This window comes from Roseiarcus sp. (genome assembly GCF_049514155.1).
GTDB lineage: Bacteria > Pseudomonadota > Alphaproteobacteria > Rhizobiales > Beijerinckiaceae > Roseiarcus.
Genome location: NZ_JBEKVH010000035.1, coordinates 1 through 16,877 on the forward strand (window position 1 = coordinate 1; position 16,877 = coordinate 16,877).

Annotated in this window: 15 protein-coding genes and 1 riboswitch; of the genes, 3 read left to right on the plus strand and 12 right to left on the minus strand. The window is 62.6% G+C overall.

Annotated elements, in window-relative coordinates; genetic code table 11:
• The 8 genes from ABSF49_RS07445 to ABSF49_RS07480 all read right to left on the minus strand — a co-directional run.
• Positions 1-170 (minus strand): L-rhamnose mutarotase (locus tag ABSF49_RS07445; protein ID WP_424112030.1); only part of this gene is annotated, 170 nt, incomplete at its 3' end.
• Complete coding sequence (locus ABSF49_RS07450; protein WP_424112005.1) at positions 167-1,291, minus strand: mandelate racemase/muconate lactonizing enzyme family protein; 1,125 nt, start codon at positions 1,289-1,291, stop codon at positions 167-169. The genes ABSF49_RS07450 and ABSF49_RS07445, both read right to left, overlap by 4 nt.
• A 474-nt stretch (positions 1,292-1,765) precedes the next feature.
• Complete coding sequence (locus ABSF49_RS07455; protein ID WP_424112006.1) at positions 1,766-2,461, minus strand: DUF1638 domain-containing protein; 696 nt, start codon at positions 2,459-2,461, stop codon at positions 1,766-1,768.
• 278 nt (positions 2,462-2,739) lie between these two features.
• Positions 2,740-4,281: an ASKHA domain-containing protein gene (locus ABSF49_RS07460; RefSeq protein ID WP_424112007.1), complete on the minus strand. Its 1,542-nt coding sequence runs from the start codon at positions 4,279-4,281 to the stop codon at positions 2,740-2,742.
• A 179-nt stretch (positions 4,282-4,460) separates the two neighbouring features.
• Complete coding sequence (locus ABSF49_RS07465; protein ID WP_424112008.1) at positions 4,461-5,864, minus strand: methyltransferase MtaB domain-containing protein; 1,404 nt, start codon at positions 5,862-5,864, stop codon at positions 4,461-4,463.
• A gap of 1 nt (position 5,865) precedes the next feature.
• Positions 5,866-6,504, minus strand: a complete 639-nt coding sequence (locus ABSF49_RS07470; protein ID WP_424112009.1) for a corrinoid protein — start codon at positions 6,502-6,504, stop codon at positions 5,866-5,868.
• Between the two features lie 365 nt (positions 6,505-6,869).
• Entirely contained in the window at positions 6,870-7,964 is a 1,095-nt protein-coding gene (locus tag ABSF49_RS07475) for a uroporphyrinogen decarboxylase family protein (protein ID WP_424112010.1), read from the minus strand.
• A 153-nt stretch (positions 7,965-8,117) separates the two neighbouring features.
• Positions 8,118-8,441: a hypothetical protein gene (locus ABSF49_RS07480; protein WP_424112011.1), complete on the minus strand. Its 324-nt coding sequence runs from the start codon at positions 8,439-8,441 to the stop codon at positions 8,118-8,120.
• Positions 8,442-8,635: 194 nt separating this feature from the next.
• On the opposite strand from ABSF49_RS07480, the gene ABSF49_RS07485 reads away from it, so the two are divergent.
• The gene (locus ABSF49_RS07485; protein ID WP_424112012.1) at positions 8,636-9,457 is read left to right on the plus strand and encodes a FadR/GntR family transcriptional regulator; all 822 of its coding nucleotides are present in this window, start codon (positions 8,636-8,638) and stop codon (positions 9,455-9,457) included.
• Positions 9,458-9,816: 359 nt separating this feature from the next.
• Positions 9,817-9,877: riboswitch (Fluoride riboswitch) on the plus strand.
• Between the two features lie 712 nt (positions 9,878-10,589).
• Here the strand turns inward: ABSF49_RS07485 and ABSF49_RS07490 are convergent.
• Genes ABSF49_RS07490 through ABSF49_RS07505 form a run of 4 tightly spaced genes read right to left on the minus strand, consistent with a single transcriptional unit; the run spans position 10,590 to position 15,215 of the window.
• Positions 10,590-11,426: an N-acyl homoserine lactonase family protein gene (locus ABSF49_RS07490; RefSeq protein ID WP_424112013.1), complete on the minus strand. Its 837-nt coding sequence runs from the start codon at positions 11,424-11,426 to the stop codon at positions 10,590-10,592.
• Positions 11,427-11,439: 13 nt separating this feature from the next.
• Positions 11,440-12,435: an ABC transporter permease gene (locus tag ABSF49_RS07495; protein WP_424112014.1), complete on the minus strand. Its 996-nt coding sequence runs from the start codon at positions 12,433-12,435 to the stop codon at positions 11,440-11,442.
• The gene (locus ABSF49_RS07500; RefSeq protein WP_424112015.1) at positions 12,432-13,985 is read right to left on the minus strand and encodes a sugar ABC transporter ATP-binding protein; all 1,554 of its coding nucleotides are present in this window, start codon (positions 13,983-13,985) and stop codon (positions 12,432-12,434) included. The genes ABSF49_RS07495 and ABSF49_RS07500 overlap by 4 nt, the downstream gene beginning before the upstream one ends.
• A 21-nt stretch (positions 13,986-14,006) precedes the next feature.
• On the minus strand, positions 14,007-15,215 hold the full coding sequence (locus ABSF49_RS07505; protein ID WP_424112016.1) for a sugar ABC transporter substrate-binding protein: 1,209 nt from the start codon (positions 15,213-15,215) through the stop codon (positions 14,007-14,009).
• On the opposite strand from ABSF49_RS07505, the gene ABSF49_RS07510 reads away from it, so the two are divergent.
• Complete coding sequence (locus ABSF49_RS07510; RefSeq protein ID WP_424112017.1) at positions 15,199-16,158, plus strand: LacI family DNA-binding transcriptional regulator; 960 nt, start codon at positions 15,199-15,201, stop codon at positions 16,156-16,158. The two genes, ABSF49_RS07505 and ABSF49_RS07510, sit on opposite strands and share 17 nt — an antisense overlap.
• A 370-nt stretch (positions 16,159-16,528) precedes the next feature.
• The gene (locus tag ABSF49_RS07515; protein ID WP_424112018.1) at positions 16,529-16,858 is read left to right on the plus strand and encodes a hypothetical protein; all 330 of its coding nucleotides are present in this window, start codon (positions 16,529-16,531) and stop codon (positions 16,856-16,858) included.
• The last annotated feature ends 19 nt before the right edge of the window (positions 16,859-16,877 follow it).

Sequence of the window (16,877 nt, forward strand, 5' to 3'; positions counted from 1 at the left end):
TCCCAGTAGCCGAACAGCAGGTTCTCCGGTTCGCGCAAAAAAATCGAATAATTTCTAATGTTGCAAGCCGTGATCTTGGTCAGGATTTCCGGCCAGACCCCGGCGTGAATGCGCTTATAGTCGGCGATCCGCTCTGGCTTGAGGCCGAGCACCATGCCCATCCGCTTCATCGCATTCCTCCCTCGACGATGATTTTGTCGGCTTCGGCGATTCGTTTCGTCTTCACCGCGTCGAAGTCCCAGTCGACGCCGATGCCCGGCGTCGTCGGCGCGACGGCGCAGCCGTTTTCAATGCGCAAGTGTGAGGTTGTCAGGCCGTCGAGTTGGGGAATGAATTCGACATATTTGCCGTTGGGAACCGCGCAGGCCAGACTGACGTGCAATTCCATCAGGAAATGCGGGCAGACCGGCATGTCGAAAGCCTCCGCCGCATGCGCGACCTTCAGCCACGGCGTGATGCCGCCGATGCGCGCGACATCGACCTGGACGATGTTGCAGGCGCCCTTGGCCATGTATTCGCGGAAGTGACGGATCGAATACAGCGACTCGCCGACGGCGATCGGCGTCGAGGTCGACTGCGACAGGCGGACGTGGCCGTCAAGATCGTCTGCGGGCAGCGGCTCCTCGATCCAGGCGAGATCGAGCTCGGCGAAACGGCCGGCACGGCGAGACGCCTCGTCGAGTGTGAATCCCTGGTTGGCGTCGGTCATGATCTCGTAGGAGTCGCCGAGCGCGGAGCGCACCGCGGCGAGGCGGGCGTGGTCCTCCGCTACGTGCGGGCGGCCGATCTTGATCTTCGAGCCGGCGAAGCCCCGCTCCCGAGCGGCGAGTGCGTCCTCGACGAGCGCGCTCGCCTCGATATGCAGCCAACCGCCCTCGGTCGTATAGAGCGGACGCCGGTCCGCCGCGCCGCCCGCGACGATCCACAACGGCAGGCCGCGCTTCTTGCAGCGCAGGTCCCACAGTGCGGTGTCGATCGCCGCCAGCGCCAACGCGGAAATCGCGCCGATCGTCGTCGCATGGATCGCGAATTCGAGCTCGCGCCAGATCGCCTCGACGCGCTCAGGATCTCGGCCGATAAGGCGTGGCGCAAGGTGATCGCCGAGAAGTCGCATGATCGACGAGCCGCCGGCACCGATAGTGTAGCTGTAGCCAACGCCGACTGCGCCGTCGGAATCGGTGATCGCGACGATTGGTGTCTCCTGCGAGACGAAGCTCTGGATCGCGTCGGTACGCCTGACCTTCGGTGGGATGTCGACCAGCCGCAGTTCGACTCTCTCGATGCGCGTCACGCTAACCCCACCATGATCGGACAGATTGACAGCCCAATTCGCACGCCGCCCCAAATCAATCGTGAAGATGCCGATGAACTTGGCGCAAGTCACGATCAGTGGCAACAGGTCGTTTGCTCCAGGATAACCGACAGGTAGGACGCGGCGACACCTGGAATCAAACCTGGAACTCGTGGGTGAGCCAAGCTCCGCAAGGCGACGCGCCGTGGGAACCGATTGTCCTACGAGCGGGACGCTTCGCTCTTGGCTTGGGCATTGGTTACCGTAACTGCCGTGAACTTGCGCCTTGAGAGAGCGGCCGGCTCGCACGCCGCTGATCACGGACGAACGAAAGCCTTAACCTGATCTTCGCTCGGCGAATATTCCCGACAGAGGTCAGCCACTTGTAGCGAGGCGTCGATCCCGCCGGGCGACGATCCTTGATTGATCGCTTGCGGCGCTTCTAGATGATCAGATGCCGCGCGATTGTATTAGTTATTGTTTGCTCACTTCTTTTATGTTTACTCCCAGAGCGCCATCCGCACAGATAACAGTCTCATCATTGCTCGCGGCAATCTTCTGGCCGGGTCGAAGGATCAGAAAATCCTGATCGTCCCAATTGCCGCTCAGGAGCTTCCTAATCAGGACGGTGTCGCCAGCTACTTCTTCGTAAATCCAAATTCTATCTCTGGCCTCAGCTTGGCAGATTGGACGATACTTTTCGTAGGGGCCGACGCCGGTGTTGATCAAGGTCAAGCGGCGATAATGCTTGAACCAATCGCCCATGGTTTCCATCAAGTATTTGGCGTTATCCTCGCCGTACTTTTCCACCAGTTTGGCGTAGTCGCGGGTCACGCCCAGCCGACTGGTCACGCTCGCCGGATTGGCGTCGGGATCGCTGTCGCGCTCGATCCAGCCGGGCGATCGATAGAAGGTCCCCGGATTGGCCTGAAAGTGTTCGTCGTAGCGCGCCCGCGAACCCAGCAAGAGTGTGATGCAGTCGTGCGCGCGGGGGACAACAATCGGCACGGGCGCGCGCAAGCCGCGAATTCCGTTGTTGCACAGGCCATAGAGCAAGACGACGGCGTCAGGCCAGGCGTCAGGAGTCCGCGACGCGAGCGACAGGTCGATTTTGGCCTGTAACCGTGACGACATCGGCCCTTCGCCAATGTCGTGCAAGCTCTTAGCCATATATTCTATGTCGACGACGCACGGACTTTGCGCAATCGCGGCTGACGCCTCGCGGTACAGAATTTCGCAGCCAATCGCCAACAGGCGCTTTGGCGGAACTAGCCCAGGGCTAGCCATTGTCGGGAATTTCCGGAATCAACGTGGTGCGCACCTTGGGCCGTGAATTTGCGCGCCGATGCGACGATGGTGTCCCGACGGGCCGCCGATCGCGCCCCTCAGGCGGCACTTTATGTCTCAGCGCGCCATCGAAGAGTAAATGCGGACTGCGCGCCACGGCATCACTCCCGCGTCGCAACAGCGCCCCGCGCCTGATCAGCGGAAGGCAAACACGCCTCCCCCATTTCAGGGGCGGGAAACCGCATGCAGGAGACGAACAGTTCCTCGAAATCGGCGTCGGAAGCAAGCATGACATGGTGGATGTCTATTCCGACGGGGGCAACCTTCCCGACCAAAATCTGCTTGGCTCCCTTCAGGGCGGTATTGCCGGCAATTGTGATAACCTCGGATGGGCACTCGAGAAGGCCGATGCGGCGGGCGCTGTCGACTCTTAGGTAGCTGCCGAAAGCACCGGAGAGATACAGTGTCTGGATATCGGCCATCTTCGCTCCCCAATGCTTGAGGAGAATGCGCAAGCCGGCGGCGATGGCCCCCTTCGCGAGTTGCAGTTCGCGAACGTCGGCCTGCCACAGGGCGATTTCGCCGACTACCGGGAAGGTCCGCGAGCCGTCGACGATCTTGCCGGAAGACCGGATGCGCCCAAGGGTCAATCCGCTCGCCACGGCGTCGACCAGACCACTGCCGCAAATGCCCTGCGGATAGCCGCCGCCGATCACTTCGCAGTCGAGTCGACCGTCCGTGTCCGCCGTCACATGCGCGATGGCGCCGCTCGCCGCCCGCATACCGTTATGGATGCAGCCCGCCTCGAAAGCGGTTCCCGCGGCCGTGGAGGCGACCAGCACGCGGTCGCAGTTGCCTAGCGCGATCTCCCCATTCGTGCCGAGATCGACCAGTGCTCGCAGAGCGCCGTCGCGACAGATATCGACCGCCACGATGCCCGCCAGGATATCCGAACCGACAAAGCCGCCCAGGCACGGCAGGAAGCGGATCGGCGTGACGTCTGATAGTGGCCACCCGAGATCTCTGGATTGAAAACGCTGCTCGCCGAGCGTTGGCGAGGCAAATGGCACATGAGACAACGGCTCGACGTCCAGGCCGGCAAACAGGTGATGCATCACTGTGTTGCCGACGAGAATAACTTCCGCTATTTCGCGACCGGCGGCAAGGTCGCCTACCATGTCGGCAAGATAGCCGCGGATGGCGTCCGTCAAACCCTTGCTGCCCAGGGCGAAACGGACCCGGCTCATCACGTCGGCGCCCTGCGCCATCTGTGGATTGAGGCCGGTGCGGACTCCGACAATCGCTCCGCTGGCACGATCGATCAGCTGGGCTGCGATTGTCGTGCTGCCGAGATCGATGGCGATTCCCAGGCCTTGACGTTTCCCTCCCGCAATCGGCGATTCATCGGTGAGAATAGGCGTCGCTGTGTCGCCGATGGCTAGCTGCATATCGGTGTCCGCGCGCATCCTGCACGCGAGCCGCCATCCGTCGGCGAGTTCGGCGCGCGAGAAGACGTCGCGATCCCAGCTTGTAACCGCCGGGCCTCCGATCAACACCCTGATCCCGCACCCTCCGCAAGCGCGGGCGCCGCCGCAAGGGAGATCCACCCCATAGGCGGCGAGCGAAGACCGCAGGAGTGATCCGCGTTCCACCGCAAACGTTACGTCGAGGGGAAACAGGCGGACGTTGACGGTATCGCTCATCAGACTATCCGAATTGATCCTTTCAAGCCGCCTCCGGTCCGATCATCGGCTTCGCCACCCCCAATGCTGACGTTGACGCTATAGCCCTCGGCGCCGAGCCGTTTGAAGTATTCCACCGTCATCGGCCGAGCGCCTTTCATGATCGAGCATTCCCTTACCGCGATCCGCCGTCACGTGCGTCACTCGCGGCAGGCAAGTGCATAGCTCTTCTTGTCGTAGAAGACGCCATACTGCGGCTCGAGCTGGTCTATCAGCTCCTCACTCGAGCCCGGCAGCTCCTCCAGCGCCTTCTCAATGCGCCCGAGCCACTGCTCCTCCTTTCTGCCGAGCTTCAGCTTGCCCACCTGGACACCGCGCCGAAGAAGATTGACCGCAGTCTGGCCTGCGGCGACTGTCCGGAGGTAGGGATCCTGCTCGGAAACCAGGGCGCTGGCGATCTCGAAGGTGGCCGCCGGCGACAGCACGACCGCCTGCGGGCTCAGCCACTCGTCGGAGAGGGTGAACAAATCCCGCAACGCCATTGCCTGACCCGTCGCGGACGCGGCGTTCATCAGTCGGCAGTCGTATTCCAGCAACTCGGTGAACACCTCGGGCGCATTGCCCGACAACAGCCTCACGTTCTGTACGGACTCGTTGCTCCACAAGTCGCACATGGCCGATGCGATGTTGCCGATCGGGCTAAAGTGGGCGCAGGCGGCCGACTTACCTTCCATCGCGATGGGCACGCCCGCGATCGCCTTCATCACCGGCCCTTCGTAAGCGCAGTCCTTCGACGGGCCGATGGCGCCTTGCTCGAACGCGACGAGGGCGCGCACCGTGCTCATCGCCCGCACGACGGCGGCGAGCACCTCGGGCAGCATTTTCTGGCCAGCCAACTGCATCGCGGTGTTGGCGAACCCGCACGCAGAATCGCCGCCAGGGACAACGCCAGGGTGGCCGTCGCAGATCGCGCGGATTTGCGCCCACAGCCAGGCCATGTCGCGCGGGGCAAGAACGCCGAGCCCAAGCACGATGCCGGGAAGGTCGCCATTCATCAGCGCCTTGTCATGAACTTCCTTACCACCGATCGATTCGATGGAGAGGATGTCAGCGCCGGCAGCGGCGTTCAGTTCGAAGGAGCGACGCAGCTGGTCCCAGGGTTCGCCACGGCGCATCAGCGGCGGCTTGCCCTTCTCGCGGATGTCCGTCGGCGTGACGCGCAGCGCACACGGCAGCCCCCACTTCTCGTTGGCCGCCTTCATATGCTTCTTGAGAATGCCCGTCAGCTCGGCGCCCCACTCCGGCCGCTCGGTCATCGGGGGCAACAGCTCGAACTCGAGGACGAGCCCGGGCGCTTTCAGGTGGACGGCCCGCGCGACAACGTTTCGGCCGATCTCCTCGTAGTGGGCACAGACGTCTGGCCAAGTCTCGTCCGTCATGTCCATCGTAGGCAACGTGAAGTTGACCTCGGGGTAGACCTTGCCAGCGCCGATTTCGAGTCCTAGGCCGCACCGCACCGGCTTGGGCGCGACGCCGAAGATTAGCTCGTCGGCGCTTCTGACGGCGAGGTGCGAATAGGAGAGCGGCGCAAATGCGGCTGTCATGTCACGCTGCCTTGCCGATGAAAGTGCGCGCCAGAGAGACGGCGTCATTCGCCGACGCGCCGTAACCGTCGGCGCCGATCTCGTGTGCGTATTGCTCGTTTATCGGCGCGCCGCCGATGAGCACTTTGACCTCGCCGCGCAGCCCGGCCTGCTCGATAGCGGCGATCGTCGTCTTCATCGCCGGCATAGTAACGGTGAGCAGCGCGGAGAGGCAGACGATTTGCGGCTTGTGCTCGCGGATGGCGGCGATGAACTTCTCCGGCGCGACGTCCGCGCCGAGGTCGTGGACCTCGAATCCGCCACCCTCCAGCATCGATACGACGAGGTTCTTGCCGATGTCGTGCAGATCACCCTTGACGGTGCCGACCAGGATCACGCCGGCCGGCTTGGCCCCTGCGGCGGCAAGCAGTGGCCGCAACGGCTCCATGGCGGCCTTCATCGCCCGCCCTGCGAGCAGGAGTTCAGGTACGAAGTACTCCTCTTCTTCGAATAGCTTCCCAACCGCGTCCATGGCCGGGATCATCGTGTCGGCGATCAACATCGCCGGGTTCACGCCAGCGGCGAGCGCTTCGTGTACGGCGGCTTCCGCATTTTTTGCGTCCCCGGCTAGGATCGCATCGTAGAGTCCCTGGGACAACATCCGGACTTCCTCCTATGATTGGCCTGCCGTTGCCGGGCGAGCGCGTAGCCCACTGAACGGTTGATAATATCAGAATACCCGAGTTGTCAATCTAACATGAGCAACATTGGCGCCGCCTCACAGGCTTCTGGGCCGTTGAAGGCCAATCAAATTGAGGTAGCGCATGAGAGCGGAGCCCGGTGACATGACACCGACCCGGTTCGAGCGGATTCTGGCCCCGGAATCCCTCCATGTCCGCGTCGCGCGGACCTTAGGCCGTCAGGTAATCTGACAGCCCCCGGGGCCGAAGCCTGACTGTCTTGGGCTCAGCCCGCTTCGAGGTGCAGCCGAAGGGGCGCGGCTATTCGTGTCATGAACAGCGCGAGTTATGCCGGTACGCGCGCGTTGAAATCCTGCACTGCGTGGTACATCGCGAGGATATTTGCCGGAGGCACGTTCGCCATGATGTTGTGCACCTGCTGGAAGACGAACCCCCCGCCGGGAGCAAGAACCTCGCATTGATGGAGCGTGTGCTCGCGCACTTCGGCGGGTGTGCCGTTCGGTAGGACGCGCTGAGTGTCGCAGCCGCCACCCCAGAAAGTGAGATCAGTTCCGAAATCGCGCTTCAGTCCCTCGGCTTCCATGCCCCTACAGCTAATCTGCACCGGGTTGATGGCGTCCAGCCCCGCCTCGATCAGATCCCGCAGCAGAGGACGCACCGCCCCGCAACAGTGAAGCATGACCTTTACGTTGGCGAGTTGCTTGGCGCGCCCCCATAGGATGGCGTGGCGCGGCTTGAAGAATTCGCGGTACATCCGTGGAGAGATCTGCGGAGAGTTCTGCGTACCGAGATCGTCGCCGAAGCAAATGACGTCAATGGAGTCGCCCACTGCCCCGAGGAACTGCTCGAGATTCCGCAGGTGAACTTCCATGAGCGCGTCCAGGAACCGATGCACACGCTGCGGTTCGCCGCCCAGCATCATCAGGAAATTGTCCATCCGGTAGTAGAATTGCCCCATTTCGAGCAGATTGCCCCCGAACAATCCGAGGATCGCCCGGTCCGTGCTGGCGCGTAGCGCGTGCGCTCCGGCGGCCAGTTCAGCCGGCCCGGATATCGACGGCCCAGGCGGCGACGCCATACCGGTCCACAAATGTTCTGGGTAGAGCTCCTCGATGCGGGACAGATCCTCCTCGTCGTCGAGGAACGGCCAGTAAACCTGATCGAAGGTTATCGCTTGCTCGGGCATTCGCGCCATCACTCGCCCGCTCGGCGCTCGCACCACCCACCCTGTTCCGGCCCGCTCTGGTTTCGCCCACGCCGGCATCCGGCATGGCGTTCCATCAGGCAGGGTCCAGTCAACCCACCAGTTGTCTTCGCGGCAGAAGCCCCGTCCTAACTCCACAGTGTCCACACCCAGGCGGTCGAGTACGTCATCGTGGACAATCGCCAGTTGCTGGACCGGATCGTAGACGTCGACCATCCGCGGTTCGAGCCCGAGCGCTGCCCGAAGTTTTGGATATGCGATCGCGGCGATACCCGATGAGCGATAACCGGAGAGGTCCACTGGCACGCGGTCAGGCTGATGATGATTCAAGGAGCAAAGCACGCGTTCTCGCGATGTTGTCATGGATTTTCAAACTCCGGCCAATTGACGCTGACAATGGCGAGGGCCCCTTATGCGGTCAGACAGCGCGTGCACGGTGATCATCGCGCCCGCATTCGCCCTGAGAGCAGGAGTTCCGGAACGAAGCACTTCTCTTCTCCGAAGAGCATTCCCACCGTCGATGACGGAGATCGCGGTGTCAGCGATCAGCGCCGCGCGGTGCAAGCGAGCGTCGAGCGCCTCACGCACGGTGGCTTCCGCGCCTTTTGACTTTCGCGCCAGGATCATGCCGTAAAGCCCCCGGGATAACGGCATGCGTACTTCCTCCTGCGGCTTGCCTAACCGTCTGGACATGTGATAATATCAGTGGGCTGAAGGTTGTCAATCTAATATCACCAACATAAGTCTTCTGCCCAGTTGGCTGGTCGCCCTCGTGACGGCAGATGGTGCAGGCCTGTCATGGTAATGGCGGAACACCATGACACGGGACTCGCGGGCTTCGGCGTCTGCGGGAGACCGGTCGACGCAATAGGGGCTGAACGAAGCGCATGGGAACAGAATCCGGCGGTTCGATGCTGACGCGCTTCGAGCGGATCCTGGCGCCGGAATCCCTCCATGTCCGCGTCACGCGGACCCTTGGCCGCCAGGTGATCCGGGCCGACCAGGAGTCGACTCAGATCATATTTCCCAACGAGAACGGCTTGTGCGAGCAGCTCGGCGTCAGCCGCACCATCCTGCGGGAAGCGCTGAAGGTGCTCGCCGACAAGGGCATGATCGAGGTTCGCCCTCGCAGCGGTATGCGTTCGTTGCCCCGTTCTAACTGGAATCTGCTCGACCCCGACATTCTGGCCTGGCAATCGGAAGAGAACCCCGATGCGGGTTTCCTGCGCGATCTCTGCGAAATCCGCCTGGCGATGGAGCCCACGGCGGCTGGATTCGCCGCGGTGCGCGCCAATGCGGAGGACATGGCGGAAATCGAGGCGGCGCTCAACCGCAGAGTGACGGCGGACGGCAAGCGCATCGAGGATTTGATCGACCTCGATCTGCAGCTTCATGCCTGCATCATGAAGGCCTCGCACAACCGCCTATTCCAGTATCTAAGCGAGGCGATCCGCGAGCCGTTCCGGGTGGCGCTTTCTTATACTCTGCGCAGCGCCGCGGTGCGCTCGCTGGAAGTCACCGCGCACCAGCTCCTGGTGGACGCCATTCGCCGGAGAGACCCGCTGGCTGCGCGCGACGCCGCCGACAAGGTCGTTGCCAACTTGATGGTTGCAGTGGAACACGTCATTCGACGAATGGAAGGACGTAAGGCCAACCGGAGCAACGACTGGGTGCTGTTGACAACCGAGCCGAGCGCCGACTTACGGTGATCGCCCGAGCTATTCAGCGGTGGTTGCTGTTTGCGCCGCGGCGATAGTCTCGTCGCATGTTGCAGCGATGCGGTGCGCCAACGGGACAATCGAATGCCCAGTCAGACGCCTCGGCGCTCGAGCGGCGAGATCCGGCGTTCGCGATCTGGTTCGGCAGACTATTCATCCCGATTGTCGGCAATCAACCGCTCCAGGGCCGCCATATTGGTAAGCCTCCGGTGAAGCTATCAATTACCCACATCGTCGACTTGATCCGATGGATATGGCGAAGGCGATGTCGTGCAAGCGGGTCATGCCGCGCCAGACGACCATGTTGCCGAGAGGCGGATCGTGGTTGCGGGCGAGATTGCACCCTATGCTTACTGAGAGGGGATGGAGTCCCCCTTGGACCGCCGATCGGCTGATGACTCCTACCACGTTAGCCGTGGTGGGAATCCGCTTCCGATCTCGATTGGCAAGCGCCCTCCAGGGTCAAGAGAAACCTGAAGATGCGTACGTCATCAATCGGCCGCTCCGCAGGCGCTTTTCAGACCGACAATCGCGCCAAATCGCCCACTCGCGAGACCTCCCACGTGGCGCAGTCAATTGGCCGTGTCTGCAACCTCGTCAGGTTCGGCCGTGTGGGTTCGAACGACCTTACCGCATCCTGGATGGGCCGTGTGGTGTCGGCGCGCCCGCCAGCGCGCCCGCACGGTGTGAATCGGCGGCGGCTCTGAGCGCCGATCGGCGCGCTAACCGCTTGAGAACATAAGAGGCGGCTGGGTCGGGCGGCAACGCCGATTTACAGACAGGACGCCCCGCTCTCCTGCTGTCGCGCGCCATATGAGTGTTACCGGCGGCTAGCAGGCAGAGGGTGGCGACGTTGCATCATGGCCGGAAGTCGCCTGGTTCCGGTCGAGAGTTGTCACGTCGCCGGGCGACCACCAATGTTCGCTTCAACGTTTCGATTGCCCGGAGCCGCCAGTCCGCTCTCGGCTACGAATTGCCATTCACCGTCAGCCGCTTCGCGGCCATTGCGGCCGATCTCTGACTATGCGGTGGTTCTCGATAGCGGACGCGATGCCAGCCAGGCGCTTCGGCGTCGGTGAGGAGTTTCGGACCCGGCCTCTGGCACAGGAATACAGCGGGGGCGTCACGCCACCTTGACGATTCGAAACCCTTCGAGCTCTTTGACGATCGGCAGCCCCTTCCAACGCTCGACATCGTGCAGGACGACGAGGCGGGCCATGTCGCCGCCGAGTTCGTCGTTCATTTTGTCGATGGTCTTCAGCTGCTCCCAGGCGCTGCCAATTGCGTTGTTGAGCGGAATGTAGACGCCATCGTCATCTCGGCCAGTGATCTGGCTGCGCGAATAGATGCAGTCGCCCGAGATGACGCGTCTTCCCGCCGCCGTGTCGACAATCACGATCTGGTGGCCGACCGTATGCCCGCCGCCGAGCCGCACGTGAATCCCCGGCAGCACGTCGTCCTTGTCGCCGTCGATCAAGGTGACGCGGTGCTCGATCGACGCGCCAAGCGCCGTCTGCATCGTCTGCGGATCGACGATCGCGGTCAGATGGCTGAAGCGCTTCGGCAGCGCGAAGAGCTCGTACCACGACAGCAGCTCGCTCTTCTGGATGTAGATCTGCGCCTTGGGAAACTCGGCGATCGAGCCCATGTGATCGAAATGGGCGTGGGTGATGAAGATGTCGGAGATGTCGTCGGGTTCGAGCTTCATCTCGGCGAGCAGGCGGAGCGGCGACATCCAGGCCGGGATTCCGAATTTGCCTGAAAACCCGGGCCCGTGCTCGTCCCGCATGAATCCTGTGTCAACCAGCACGTTGCGACCGTCGTGCTGCAACAAAACGAACGAAAACGGCAGATCCATGAGGCCGTCGGAGTACATCCCGGCGACGAGATCGACCCATGGTTGATCCTTGGAGCGTGCGTACTCCATGACGTACAGGTCCCAGACCACTGACTGGGCCATCGCTATCTCCTTTTCAGCTTTCCGCCAGCATGCGGCCGAGGCTGGAGAGCCCGACCGCGATGATCAAGGTCGCCCCCTGAAACACATACTGGGAGAAGGTCGGCGCTCCGAATATGTTGAGGCCGTTGAACCCGAAGACGATGATCAGCGTGCCGACCAATGTCCCCAGAACGTGGAACTCGCCATCGCGCAGCGTGGCGGACCCGAGGAAGACGGCGGCGAAAGCAGTCAGCAAATAGGAGTCGGCCGCGCTCGTCGTGCCGCTGCCGAGGCGCGAGGCGAGAAGCGCGCCGGTGAGCGCCGCGCACATGCCGGAAATCACAAAGGCGAGGATCTTGATGCGATCGACGCTAATGCCGGCTAGGCGCGCGGCCGCCTGATTGCCGCCGACGGCTTGGATTTCCTGGCCAATCGCCGTTCGTTCGACGAGCACCCACAGAACCAGCACAACCAGCGCCATGACGACAATCGGATTAGGAATGCCGAAGAGCCAACGACCAAGGGTCAGTTGCAGGAAGGCCTCCGGTACGTCGGCGACGATCGGCACGCCAGATGAATACGCGAACGCCAAGCCGACGAGAATTGTGCCGACGCCGAGCGTCGCGATGACAGAATTCACTCTGAGCTTGGTTACGATCAGACCGTTCGCCGCGCCGACGAGACCGCCCAGCACGACGACGACTGCGAGCGCGACGGGAATTGGCAGCTTGCTGTGCACGATGAGTCCAGTGACGAGGACGCCATGCAAGCTCGCCGCATAGCCGACCGAAAGGTCCATTTCGCCGATGACGAGCGCGAGCGTCAGTCCGCCAGAGATGATCATCGCCAGCGACGCCTGATTGATGACGTTGATGAAATTGTTGAACGTTGGAAATGCCTCTGGCGACAGCACAGAGAAAGCGACGATCATCACCGCCAGCCCGATGATCGTCGCATAGCGCGCAAATATGCCGAGGGCCGCCTTGGCGGCGGGCGAGAGGCGGCGCGTGGAAATCAAGTTTTCGCTCATGTTACACCGTGCTCTTGGACCCCGGCGTAACTCGCCGCGATGATCGCGTGCCGCGTCAGCGCGTCGCCCGCAAGTTCGCCGACGATGCGCCCCTCCGCCATGATCAGCACGCGGTCGCAAAGATCCGGCAGCTCCTCCGGGTCAGAGGATATGACGAGAACCGCCGCACCCTCGTGGGCCAGCCCTCGAACGAATTTGTGGATCTCGGCCCGCGCGCCGACATCGACGCCGCGCGTCGGTTCGTCGAGAATGAGCACCTTCGGCTTCAATTGCAGCCAGCGTCCGATGACAACTTTCTGTTGATTGCCGCCGCTCAGGCGTCCAACCGGCGTGTCGATGCTGGCGCCTCTGATCGCGAACGCCTTGATGGTGCCTTCGACCAACGCGTTGCGCCGGCGTCCGCTGATCAGCGGCAGCATCGGGCTGACGACAATCGAGTCCAAATTCGCAAGTCCGAGATTGAGGCCGACGCTCTTTGACAGGATTAGGCCTTCGGCCCGTCGTTCTTCGGGCACGAATCCGATTCCCGCCTTTACCGCCCGGGCAGGGCTTCTCGGCGCGAAGAGTTTGCCTTCGAGCGTCATCTCGCCCGAGTCGGGCCGGTCGGCGCCAAATAGAATGCGCGCCAATTCGCTGCGGCCGGCGCCGACGAGGCCGCCAAGCCCGAGAACCTCACCTTTCTTCAGGTCGAAGCTGACGCTCTTGACCTTTGGCGCGCGCGAAATCCGGCGCACCGAGATCGCAACGCCGTCGACGGCGCTGGGGCCCGCGTGATTATGTGACGACTCGACTGCGCCGCCGACAATCGACTCGACCAGCGCTTGGCGGGTCAGACCGGCGCCCGTCAATTCAGTGACCAACCGGCCGTCGCGGAAAACCGTGACGCGCTGGCAAAGCTCGAGGATCTCGTCGAGGCGATGGGAAACGTAGAGCACCGCGATGCCGGATTTGCTCAGTTCGCGGATGATGCCGAAGAGGCGCTCGCTCTCAGCAGACGATAGGGCGGCGGTCGGTTCGTCCATGACGATCAGTCGCGCTTTGCGCACCAGCGCCCGCGTGATGTTGATCAGCCAGTTCTCGGCGGTCGAAAGCCCTTTGACATTGGCGGTCAGCGGCGCGCGCACGCCGACTCGATTGGCGATCGGAGCGATCTCGCGCGCGATGGCCGGCCAATCGACGAAGCCGAATCGGGTCTTTTTGGGCAGGCCCAGCATGATGTTTTCCAACACCGTCATGCCTGGGACGAACGCCAACTCCTGGTGGATGAAACTCATCCCGAGTTCGCTGGCGATGTGAGGGGAATTTGCGACGACGCGCCGACCGTCAACTATGATCTGGCCACTATCGGGTTGGGTCAGACCGGCAAGAATCCGGATGAGCGTGGACTTGCCTGCGCCGTTCGCCCCGACGAGGCCGTGGACCTCGCCGGGAACGATCGACAGCGACACCGCTCTCAACGCTTGCGCACCGCCATAAGCCTTGCTGATCGCATTGGCGGCGACGAGCGGGGGCGCCTGAGGCGTCTCCAATTCGAGTGCGGCGTTATTCATCGCGCATGCACGTTGGGTTCGCTACTTCACTGCGTCGGGATGGGCGGCGAGGAACTTGTCGATGGTATCGTTGGTGACCAGAACCGCCGGCACCTCAACCGCCTTCGGCTGCCAATTCGACCCCGCCTTGATGATCTCGGGCAGCAGCTTCGTCATGTTGTATCCCTCAGTGTAGCTGTCCTGCCAGGCTGTCGCCGTCATGAAGCCCTTCTTGATGTTCTCGAGCGCCTGCGCGTTGCCGTTGACGCCGTAGACCTTGACGTCCGATCGGCCTTGCGCGCGCAGCGAGCCGATCGCGCCGATCGCAGGATCGTCCCAGCACCCCCAAATGGCCAGATTCTCCTTGCCAGCCGGATGCGACGCCAGCCACGCGTTCGCGTACTGGGCGCCATCCTCGAAGTAGCCGGGAATGCGCACTTCGTCCTTAGTGACCTTGATGTCTGGGTCGTTCTTGAGCGTCTTGTCGAGCTCTACCTCGCGGTTCCGGCAAACCTCGCCGGTGTGGTAGGTGAGTTCAAGCACCGATCCCTTGGCGTTCATTGTTTTGATCATGAGCTCGTTCACCGGGACCACCATCGGTCCGCCCGAACCATTGGTCGCCGCGACGGTGCTTCCGAGCCCGCCGCCCCAGGTCACGACCGGGATGTTAGCGCTCTTAGCCGCGGCGAGGCCCGCTCCGATCGAGGAATACGGAAACACCATGTCGACAATGGCCACGGCGCCACGCTGCGCGAAATTCTCGATCGAGGCGTTGGCTTGATCCGCGCTGCCGGCCGCGTCGACGACCGACACGGTCCAGCCGGCTTCTTTGGCGGCCGCTTGGGCGCCCGAGATGTACCGGGCGTTGTTCGCCTCGGTCGCCGCGATGGAGACGATGCCGACAAGGGGCGGATCCGCTAGGGCGGGGCCGACCGTAAGCGCGGCTATCGCGGCCGCGACGCTGACTACGAGATTTCTCATGTCAAACCTCCCAACGGGCCGCCGCTCTCTGTCATAGCGAAACGTGACGAACCGATTTGCTGCAATTAATCCAACACCGCCGTTCAGGCAAGCAAAAAAGACAATGCGCATTGTCGCACAGGCCAGATATCGAGGGGAATCGGACCTCTGGACAATTGCTGGCAGATCGTCGATAAATAGCGAAACGATTTGCTGGAAATCGATGGGAACGATCAAAGACGTCGCGAAGGCGGCGGGAGTTTCGGCGGCCACGGTGTCGGCGGTGGTCAATGGCTCCGCTTATGTCAGCCCCGCCCTTAGGGCCCGGGTGCTCGAAGCCATTGACAAGCAGGGTTACGCGCCGTCGCAGCTGGCGAGAAATCTGAGGCGCGGCCGCAGCGGGCTGATTGCGATCGCCGTCGCCGACTTGTCGAACATGTTCTTTTCGCGCGTCATCTGCGCCGCCGAGGCGGCGGTCTCGGCCTGGGGCTATTCTTTGGTTGTGTTCAACAGCGACGAGAATCCCGAAGCCGAAAAGCAGATTCTCTACCGCGTTCGGACGCTGCGCTGCGAGGGCCTCATTCTCGTGCCCGTCAGCGGAGCACTGAGCCAAGCCCTGCGCGAATTCGACGGCCGGCGACTCCCCACCGTGTTGTTCGGGCGTACGATCGACGACGACCGGTTGGATACGGTGACGATTGATAATTTCTCAGCAAGCTATCAGGTGACCAACTACCTGATCGACCTCGGCCATACCCGAATTGGCGCCATCACCGGGTCTATGCACTCGAGCACCGGAAAAGCCCGCTTCGAAGGAATGCAGGCGGCAATGAGCGCCAAGGGCCTCACGCTCGATCCTCGCTTTGTGCGAACGGGAGAGTTCCGCGAAGAGGTCGCCTATTCGGCCGCGCGCAGCATGTTCGAGCAACCGGAGCGGCCAACGGCGCTGTATGTGGCGAGCGGCGCCATGGCGCTCGGCGCTTTGCGCGCGCTTAGCGACGTCGGGTTGAGTTGTCCAGAGGATATCTCCGTCGCTTCGACCGACAACATCCCGGGAATCCGCGGTCTAAAGCCGGCGCTGACGAGGGCTGAGCACCCGATCGTCGCCATGGTGAACGAGTCGATCCGCCTGCTGATGGATCGGATCAACCGCGGCGCCAGGGCCGAGCCTCACAACGTCGTCTTTCCGCCGACGTTGGCCGTCGGCGACAGCTGCGTCCCACTGAGGAAGTAGGCGAAGCGATTCTCGCGTCCTTAATGACCGTCCACGCGAGCCGATCCGGTTTTGCGATAGCGGGTAACGCAATGCAGCTCGTCTTCGCCCCGACCGCGGCCGTCAAGGCCTAAACGGCCTTGGCGACGATCTTCGGCTGATGACGGTCAGATACTCTATCTGGACGCCCGAAAGCGGAAAGTCCTCTCGGCCAGCTCCGGTCGTTTGGGCGTGGCTGGCGAAAGGTCGGGCTCGAAGCGAAACCGGTGGTTGATGGCGGGCGCCAAGCGCCTGATTTTGACCGCTAGGGCAGGTTGCGAAACGTGGGACGAGCGGCGCGGCGAACGCGGAATAGGGATCGACGGATATGGATGCGGGAACCGGAGTCTTCGTGCTGACCGAAGCGCGCGCCCTTGTGCCGATGCAGGTGGCGAGCTTCACCTCGGAGGACGATTTCCAGGAACTCTTGGCGCGCTTTCCCGCACTTCTGGCGGGCGACCAGATGGATAGCGCCTACCCACGCCGCTTCATTCTGGTTGATCGCGAACAACCGATCGCCTGCGAACTCGGTGGGGCAGGGCGTTGGTCTCTCGACCATCTCTTTCTGGACCAGGACGGCGTTCCGACGTTGGTCGAGGTCAAGCGCGGAACCGATACGCGGATACGTCGGGAAGTGGTCGACCAGATGCTCGACTATGCCGCCAACGCGATCCTCCACTAGCCTGCTGAGGAGTTGCGCG